Here is an 8,064-nt window from a genome sequence, read left to right on the forward strand (position 1 = left end):
CGTGCCGCGCAAGACCGTGGGCGAGGTGCAGCGGCTGATCGAGGACACCGAGGCCGAGATCGGGATCGAGTTGTCGACCGGCAAGATCCGCTTCACGCTCGGAAATGTCGTGCTGACCTCCAAGCTGATCGACGGCACGTTTCCGGACTACGGCCGGGTGATTCCGCAGAACAACGACAAGGAACTCCTGGTCGACAAGAAGGACTTCGAGGCCGCGGTCGACCGCGTCTCGACGATCTCTTCCGAACGCGGCCGCGCGGTGAAACTGGCGCTGTCCGCCGGCAAGCTGGTGCTGTCGGTGACCAATCCGGATTCCGGCAGCGCGACCGAAGAACTCGAGGTCGAATACGCCTCCGACCCGCTCGATATCGGCTTCAATTCACGTTATCTACTCGACATCGCCGCGCAGATCGAGGGCGAGGTCGCGGTGCTGAGGCTCGCCGACCCTGGCTCGCCGACCCTGATCCAGGATCGCGATTCCAAGAGCGCCCTGTACGTCCTGATGCCGATGCGGGTGTAAGTCGAGGCGCCTCAATAGCACCATCATCATCGCCCGGCTTGACCGGGCGACCCAGTATTCCAGAGCGTCATTCCAGAGCGTCTTGGGTACCAGCGAACGCTCTGGGATGCTGGACCCTCCGCTTTCGCGGAGGGTGACTGCAGTGCCAGTTGCAGTCCCTTGCAACTCCCCCAAAGCAAGCTATTGCATGATCGCCGCCCGCATCACACGCCTGACGCTGACGCATTTTCGGAACTATCGCTCCGCGTCGCTGACCACGACCGCCGACCAGGTGGTGCTGGTCGGGCCGAACGGGGCCGGCAAGACCAATTGCCTCGAGGCGGTCTCGTTGCTGTCGCCGGGCCGCGGTCTGCGCCGCGCCAGGCTGGAGGACATCGCCGGTCACGAAGGCGACGGCTCCTGGGCGGTGTCGGCCGAGGTCGAAGGCGCGCTCGGGCTGGCGACGCTCGGCACCGGGATCGAGCCGCAGCGCGGCGATGTCGCCACGACCCGGCGATGCCGGATTGACCGCGAACCGGTCGGCTCGGCGGCGGCGTTCGGCGATCATCTGCGGATGGTGTGGCTGACGCCGTCGATGGACGGACTGTTCATGGGCGCCGCGTCGGAACGCAGGCGCTTCTTCGATCGCCTGGTGCTGGCGATCGACAGCGGACATTCGGCCCGCGTCTCCGCCCTCGATCGCAGCCTGCGGTCGCGCAATCGCCTGCTGGAAGACATCCGCAACGCGGATTCACATTGGCTCGACGCGATCGAGCGCGAAACCGCGGAACTGGCGATCGCAGTCGCGGCACAGCGCGGGCAGACCGCGACCAAGCTGGCCGCCATGATCGATGCCCGCGGCGCCACCTCGGCGTTCCCATCCGCCAGGATCATGCTGGACGGCTGGATGGAGAGTGCGCTGGCGTCCGAACCGGCAACCGTCGTCGAGGACCGCTACCGCGCCGTGCTGCGCGACAACCGCAGCCGCGACGCCGCCGCCGGCCGAACGCTCGACGGCCCGCACCTGACCGACCTCGAGGTGATCTACGCGCCGAAGGCGATGCCGGCGCGCGAGGCTTCGACCGGCGAACAGAAGGCCCTCCTGATCGGGCTGGTGCTGGCACACGCCCAGCTCGTCGCCGAGACCACCTCGATCACGCCGCTGCTGCTGCTCGACGAGGTGGTGGCGCATCTCGACCCCGGCCGCCGCGCCGCTCTGTTCGGCGAACTGAGCCGGCTCGGCGCGCAGGTCTGGATGACCGGGGCCGACCCTTTGGCGTTCGCGGAGATCGGTCCGGCGGCAGCAATTTTCGACGTCGACAACGGCCGGATCAGCGCTCGCGGATAGGCCGCCGGGCAGGGCAGAATCGACCGCATCGCCGATCTTCACGGCAGCCGCCGAACCTGCCCTCGCGAGCCTTGCAAGCGCGGCCAAAATCTCTATCTATTCAACAGCTTGAACACCACGACTTTGCGCTGGTGACGCCCCTGCTTTCATGGCACAAAAGAGCGCTTCGCTGCGAATGGCGCACGCCGATTCGATCGCAATTCTGAAGGTCCCTGCATGACTGAACCTGCCCGGCAGCCCTCTGCCGAATCCGTGCATCCTGCACCGGCCGAATATGGCGCGGAATCGATCCGGGTGCTGAAGGGTCTCGATGCCGTCCGCAAACGGCCGGGCATGTATATCGGCGACACCGACGACGGCAGCGGCCTGCACCACATGGTGTACGAAGTCGTCGATAACGCCATCGACGAAGCGCTGGCGGGGCACGCCAGCGCGGTCGAAGTGATCCTCAACGCCGACGGCTCGGTGACGGTGCGCGACGACGGCCGCGGCATCCCGGTCGACATCCACAAGGGCGAAGGCATCTCGGCGGCCGAGGTCATCATGACCCAGCTCCACGCCGGCGGAAAATTCGACCAGAACTCCTACAAGGTGTCGGGTGGTCTGCACGGCGTCGGCGTCTCGGTGGTCAACGCGCTGTCGAGCAAGCTGATCCTGCGCGTCTGGCGGGACGGCAAGGAGCACTACATCGAATTCGCCCATGGCGACGCAGTGGCGCCGCTCAGCGTGGTGGGCGACGCGGGCGGACGGCGCGGCACCGAGGTGACATTCTACGCCTCGTCCGAGACCTTCACCAACGTCGAATACAACTTCGCCACGCTGGAGCACCGGCTGCGCGAACTGGCCTTCCTCAATTCCGGCGTCAACATTCTGCTGTCCGACCTGCGCCACGCAGTCGAGAAGCGCGAAGAGATGCGCTACGAGGGCGGCGTCACCGAGTTCGTCAAATATCTCGACCGCAACAAGAAGCCGATCGTGCCGACGCCGATCGTCGTCGCGGCCGACCTCAATGGCATCGCGGTCGAAGCCGCACTGTGGTGGAACGACACGTATCATGAGAACGTGCTGTGCTTCACCAACAACATCCCGCAGCGCGACGGCGGCACGCATCTGGCCGGCTTCCGCGCCGCGCTGACGCGGCAGCTCACCGGCTACGCCGACAACAACGCCAAGAAGGAAAAGGTGGCGCTGACCGGCGACGATTGCCGCGAGGGACTGACCGCGGTGCTGTCGGTGAAAGTGCCGGACCCGAAATTCTCGTCGCAGACCAAGGACAAGCTGGTGTCCTCGGAAGTGCGTCCGGTGGTCGAGAACGTGCTCAACGAAGCGCTCGCCGCGTGGTTCGAGGAGCATCCGAGCGAGGCCAAGACCATCGTCGGCAAGGTGATCGAAGCCGCAGCGGCCCGCGAAGCCGCGCGAAAAGCGCGCGAGCTGACGCGGCGCAAGGGCGCGCTCGACATCGCCTCGCTGCCCGGCAAGCTCGCCGACTGCCAGGAGCGCGATCCATCGAAATCGGAACTGTTCATCGTCGAGGGCGACTCGGCCGGCGGCTCCGCCAAGCAGGGTCGCAACCGCGAATTCCAGGCCGTTCTGCCGCTACGCGGCAAGATCCTCAACGTCGAACGCGCGCGCTTCGACAAGATGCTGAGCTCGGAGCAGATCGGCACACTGATCACCGCGCTCGGCACCGGCATCGGCCGCGACGATTTCGACATCGGCAAGCTGCGCTATCACAAGATCATCCTGATGACCGACGCCGACGTCGACGGCGCGCATATTCGCACCCTGCTGCTGACGTTCTTCTTCCGGCAGATGCCGGCGCTGATCGAGGGCGGCTATCTCTACATCGCGCAGCCGCCGCTCTACAAAGTCACCCGCGGCAAGTCCGAGCAGTATCTGAAGGACGAGCGCGCGCTCGAGGACTATCTGATCGCCACCGGGTTGGACGACTGCGTGTTCAAGCTGGCCACCGGCGAGGAGCGCGGTCGCCGCGACCTGCTGAAGCTGGTCGAGGACGCGCGCGCGATCCGCAGCACACTCAACAATCTGCACAGCCGCTACAATCGTAGCGTGGTCGAGCAGGCCGCGATCGCCGGCGTGCTCAGCCCGCGCGTCACCGCCGACATCGCCACCGCCAACGAGGCGGCCGCCTATATCGCGCGCCGGCTCGACGCGTTGGCTGACGAAGTCGAACGCGGTTGGATCGGCCGCTTCACCGAAGGCGAGGGCTTCGCGTTCGAACGCACCGTGCGCGGCGTCAAGGAAGTCGCGGCGATCGACGACGCGCTGCTCGGCTCCGCCGACGCCCGGAAGCTCGACGAATATGCGGCGGTGCTGCAGGAAGTCTATCCGCGCCCCGGCGTACTTCGTCGCAAGGATGCCGAAACCGCAATCCACGGCCCGATCAGCCTGTTCGAGGCGGTGACCGACGCCGGCCGCAAGGGCGTGGCGCTGCAACGCTACAAAGGCCTCGGCGAGATGAATCCCGGTCAGCTCTGGGAGACCACGCTCGACACCAACGCCCGCTCGCTGCTGCAGGTCAAAGTGCGCGAAGTCGACGAGGCCGACGACATTTTCACCAAGCTGATGGGCGACGTCGTCGAACCGCGCCGTGAATTCATTCAGGAGAATTCGTTGCACGCGACAGTAGACGTGTAGCGGCAGGCTTCCAGACGCACGACCTGCGGCGCAAGGTTCAAACGGCCTTTCGAACGATCTGAGAGACGCCATCAATTTGCATGGCTCCGCCAAACAGTCGCTGCGGCCGGCGCATGGCTCGACTTCGCACTCCCCCCAGGGTTTGCGGGCAGGCCCCGACCGATCAACCGGCAAGGCACTGACGGCTCGCGATGTCCCGAGTGGGCTGCGTCGCACGGCGAGCCGCACTCACGCCCGCGGCAATATTGCTCACCTCGCTATTCTACCAGGCGCTGGAGCCCGGCCGCTCGATGCGCCACGCCATCAAAATGCGATTGCATACTAATCCAACACGGCCATCGGTGGCCGGTTCACCTATTCTTGTCGTCAGCCCCTTGAATCCAAGCGCTTTCTGCGGCTCGGCAGAGGCACGCCCGCGAAGCCCGAACAGCTCGACGCTCCCGTTACAGTTGCGGATTAGGCCGATCAACTCGCGCGGAAGCTGAAATCTAACTAATCGTGCCCATCGGATTTCTATATTCGGTGAAACGAATGTTTCAGATTTGTGAAGCCATCTGCGCATGTCGCTGCGCAAACGCGACGGTCGGCAAGAGCCCGGCTAACCAACGAGAACATCGCCTGAGATCGCCCGACGCTGCGCCCGCACGGACGCTGCGCGACCGGGCGTGCAAGGAGACATCATGAAGTCCACGCACGGAACGCATAGCTGGTCGCTCGGTCTCGTTCCCCGCATTATCCTGCTTTCGGTTTTCGGCGTGCTGCTGCTCGGCGTCACCGTCACCGCCGTCGCCTGGAAGGTGCTCGCCGACGCCGCCACCGACGCGGCTCGGGAGCGCGTCGAGACCAACATCCGCGTCGCTTGGGACACCGTGAAGGCGAACGGCAGCGCATTCAGCCGTGCCGACAACAAGCTCACGGTGGGGAATCGCGTGCTCAACGACGACTTCGCCACCGTCGACAAGATCAAATCCCTGGTGGGGGGTACCGCAACGATCTTCATGAACGATCAGCGGGTCGCGACCAATGTGATGAAGCCGGACGGCACGCGTGCCGTCGGGACCAGACTCGCCCCGGGCCCTGCCTACACCACGGTACTCGAGAACAGGCAGCCGTTCCGCGGCGAGGTGGCGATCCTGGGTGAGCCGTACATGACGGCCTACGATCCGATCGTCGACGCCGGGGGCAACGTGATCGGCATTCTCTACGTCGGCATCAAGAAGGCCGACTTCGAAGCGGCGGCCTATCAGACTCTGTGGACGATCGCAGCGGCGACGCTGGCGGTCGCGCTCCTGGCGGTGCTCGCCAGTTTCGCGGTGGTGCGCGGGACGATCGCGCGTCCACTGCGCGCTGCGATCGCGACGATGCAGCGCCTCGCCGCAGGTGACCTGGCCACCGAAACGCCGCAGCCGCATCGTCAGGACGAGATCGGCGAGATCCTCAAGGCGCTGGCGGTGTTCAAGGAACATGGCCTGGAGGTCGAGCGGCTGAGGTGCGAACAGGAAAAGGCGAAAGCCCGCGCGGAGATGGAGCGCAGGACCGAGATGATGCGACTTGCCACCGAGTTCGAGGGGGCGGTCGGCGAGATCGTCGGGACGGTGTCGTCGTCGGCCAACGAACTGGAGGCTTCCGCCGGCTCGCTGACAGGCACCGCAACGCGATCGCGTCAGCTTGCGATGGCGGTGTCGTCGGCCGCGGAAGAAGCGTCGACCAACGTTCAGTCGGTCGCTTCGGCGACCGAGGAGATGGCATCCTCCGTCAACGAGATCAGCCGGCAAGTTCAGGAATCCGCACGAATCGCCCAGGAGGCGGTCGAGCAGGCCCATCTCACGAACGACCGCGTTGCAGACCTGTCAAAGGCTGCGGCACGTATCGGCGACGTCGTCGAACTGATCAATACGATCGCCGGCCAGACCAATCTGCTGGCGCTCAACGCCACGATCGAGGCGGCGAGAGCCGGCGACGCCGGCCGCGGCTTTGCGGTCGTCGCATCCGAGGTCAAGGCGCTCGCCGAGCAGACGGCCCGGGCCACCGGCGAGATCGGTCAGCAGATTTCCGGCATTCAGACCGCGACTGACGAATCGGTGGCGGCGATCCGGGACATCAGCGGCACGATCGGACGGATGGCCGAGATCGCATCCACGATCGCATCGGCCGTCGAAGAGCAAGGCGCCGCTACGCAGGAGATCGCCCGCAACGTGCAGATGGCGGCGCACGGCACCACTCAGGTCAGTTCGAACATCGGCCACGTCCGCGACGGCGCCGAAGAAACTGGTGAGGCGTCGAACGAGGTTTTGTCCGCAGCGAAATCGCTGTCGCAGGACAGTGACAGGCTCAAAACCGAAGTGACGAGATTTCTGGAGACGGTCAGGGCCGCCTGATCGTCCGGGAAACCACGGCGCTTCGCAGTCGCGCGGTTGCCCGCGGATCATCGCTTACTTCGGCACCGCGATCCGACAGACCACGCCGTCCGAACGGAATTCCAGCGCGGCGCCACCGCTGCCGAGGCTGCGCGAGATCAGCGTCTGGCCAAAACCGGAGGTTTGCGGCGGCGTGACCGGCGGGCCATCGTGCTCCTGCCATTCGATCGTGAGCGCATCGTCGCCGGCGGCGACCTGCCGCACCGAGATCCTGCCCGACGGCACCGACAGCGCGCCGTATTTGACGGCGTTGGTGGTCAGTTCGTGAAACACCAGACCGAGCGACACCGCGGTCTTGGCTTCGACCGCAATGTCGAGCCCGTCGGTGACGATGCGGCCACTGGACAGCGAGGCGAACGGTGCCAGTTCGGCGGCGAGCACGTCACGGATCTGCAGGCTCTGCCATGAGGCGTTCGACAGCAGCGTATGGGTCGCAGCCAGCGCCTGGATCCGTCCGGTAAACGACTTCTGGAAATCCTCGATGGTTCGCTCGTGCGCGGCGGTGCGGGCGCAGATCGCCATCACCATGGTCAGCGTGTTCTTGACCCGATGGTCGAGCTCCCCCATCAGCAGCGCCTGATGACGCTCGGCAGCCTTGCGCTGCGACAGGTCGACCAGCGTGACGACGCAGCCCTGGGTGCGCTCGCCAGAGACCAGCAACGGCGCCGCGCTGATCATCACGTCGGTAATGGTGGCGGACGGGGTGCGCACCGCCGCTTCCAGCCCCTGCACCGGAAGCCCGGCGGTCGCCATCGTGACGATGTCGTCGCTGCTCATCAGCTCGGACGCTTCCGGAAAGCTCAGCGCAATCGCCTCGGCAAAAGTCTTGCCGACCGGCGCTTCGGCGCAGATCCGCATCGCGGCGCCGTTGAGATGGGTGACGCAGCCAGCTCGGTCGCAGACGATCACCGCTTCGTTGGCCGAGGCCAGGATCGCGCGTGCCAGCCGCTCCGACTCGCGGGCCGCGGCGGCCTGCTCGCGCTCGCTGATGTCGGTGAAGGTGATGGCCGCACCGCGGACGACACCGAATTCGAGCGGAGTGCCGGTGAGCAGCATGCTGCGCTCGGCATCACCGACCCGCAGGTGGATTTCGGCCGACTGTCGTTGGTGCTGCGCCTGCGCGAGCAAACGCCGGAAAGCCG

Annotated in this window: 5 protein-coding genes; 4 read left to right on the forward strand and 1 reads right to left on the reverse strand. The window is 65.8% G+C overall.

Features of this window, described 5'->3' with window-relative positions:
• From DU475_RS22165 to DU475_RS22180, 4 genes are all read left to right on the forward strand, one after another.
• A partial coding sequence (locus DU475_RS22165; RefSeq protein ID WP_164633342.1) for a DNA polymerase III subunit beta occupies positions 1 to 520 on the forward strand: 520 nt, incomplete at its 5' end.
• A 187-nt stretch (positions 521 to 707) separates the two neighbouring features.
• Entirely contained in the window at positions 708 to 1,847 is a 1,140-nt protein-coding gene (gene recF, locus DU475_RS22170; RefSeq protein ID WP_047308415.1) for a DNA replication/repair protein RecF, read from the forward strand.
• A gap of 216 nt (positions 1,848 to 2,063) precedes the next feature.
• Positions 2,064 to 4,505 carry a DNA topoisomerase (ATP-hydrolyzing) subunit B gene (gene gyrB / locus DU475_RS22175; RefSeq protein WP_164633343.1) on the forward strand — a complete coding sequence of 814 codons (2,442 nt, stop codon included), beginning with the start codon at positions 2,064 to 2,066 and terminating at the stop codon, positions 4,503 to 4,505.
• A gap of 680 nt (positions 4,506 to 5,185) precedes the next feature.
• Positions 5,186 to 6,883, forward strand: a complete 1,698-nt coding sequence (locus DU475_RS22180; RefSeq protein ID WP_013499854.1) for a methyl-accepting chemotaxis protein — start codon at positions 5,186 to 5,188, stop codon at positions 6,881 to 6,883.
• Between the two features lie 54 nt (positions 6,884 to 6,937).
• On the opposite strand, the gene DU475_RS22185 is transcribed toward DU475_RS22180, so the two are convergent.
• A partial coding sequence (locus DU475_RS22185) for a sensor histidine kinase (RefSeq protein ID WP_164633344.1) occupies positions 6,938 to 8,064 on the reverse strand: 1,127 nt, incomplete at its 5' end.

Origin of the sequence: Rhodopseudomonas sp. WA056, assembly GCF_010906995.1 — a bacterium.
Lineage (GTDB): Bacteria > Pseudomonadota > Alphaproteobacteria > Rhizobiales > Xanthobacteraceae > Rhodopseudomonas > Rhodopseudomonas palustris_G.

Coding starts and splice junctions, on each gene's coding strand:
- DU475_RS22180 (WP_013499854.1), top strand. CDS start 5,186: ATGAAGTCCACGCACGGAACGCATAGCTGGTCGCTCGGTCTCGTTCCC.
- recF (WP_047308415.1), top strand. CDS start 708: ATGATCGCCGCCCGCATCACACGCCTGACGCTGACGCATTTTCGGAAC.
- gyrB (WP_164633343.1), top strand. CDS start 2,064: ATGACTGAACCTGCCCGGCAGCCCTCTGCCGAATCCGTGCATCCTGCA.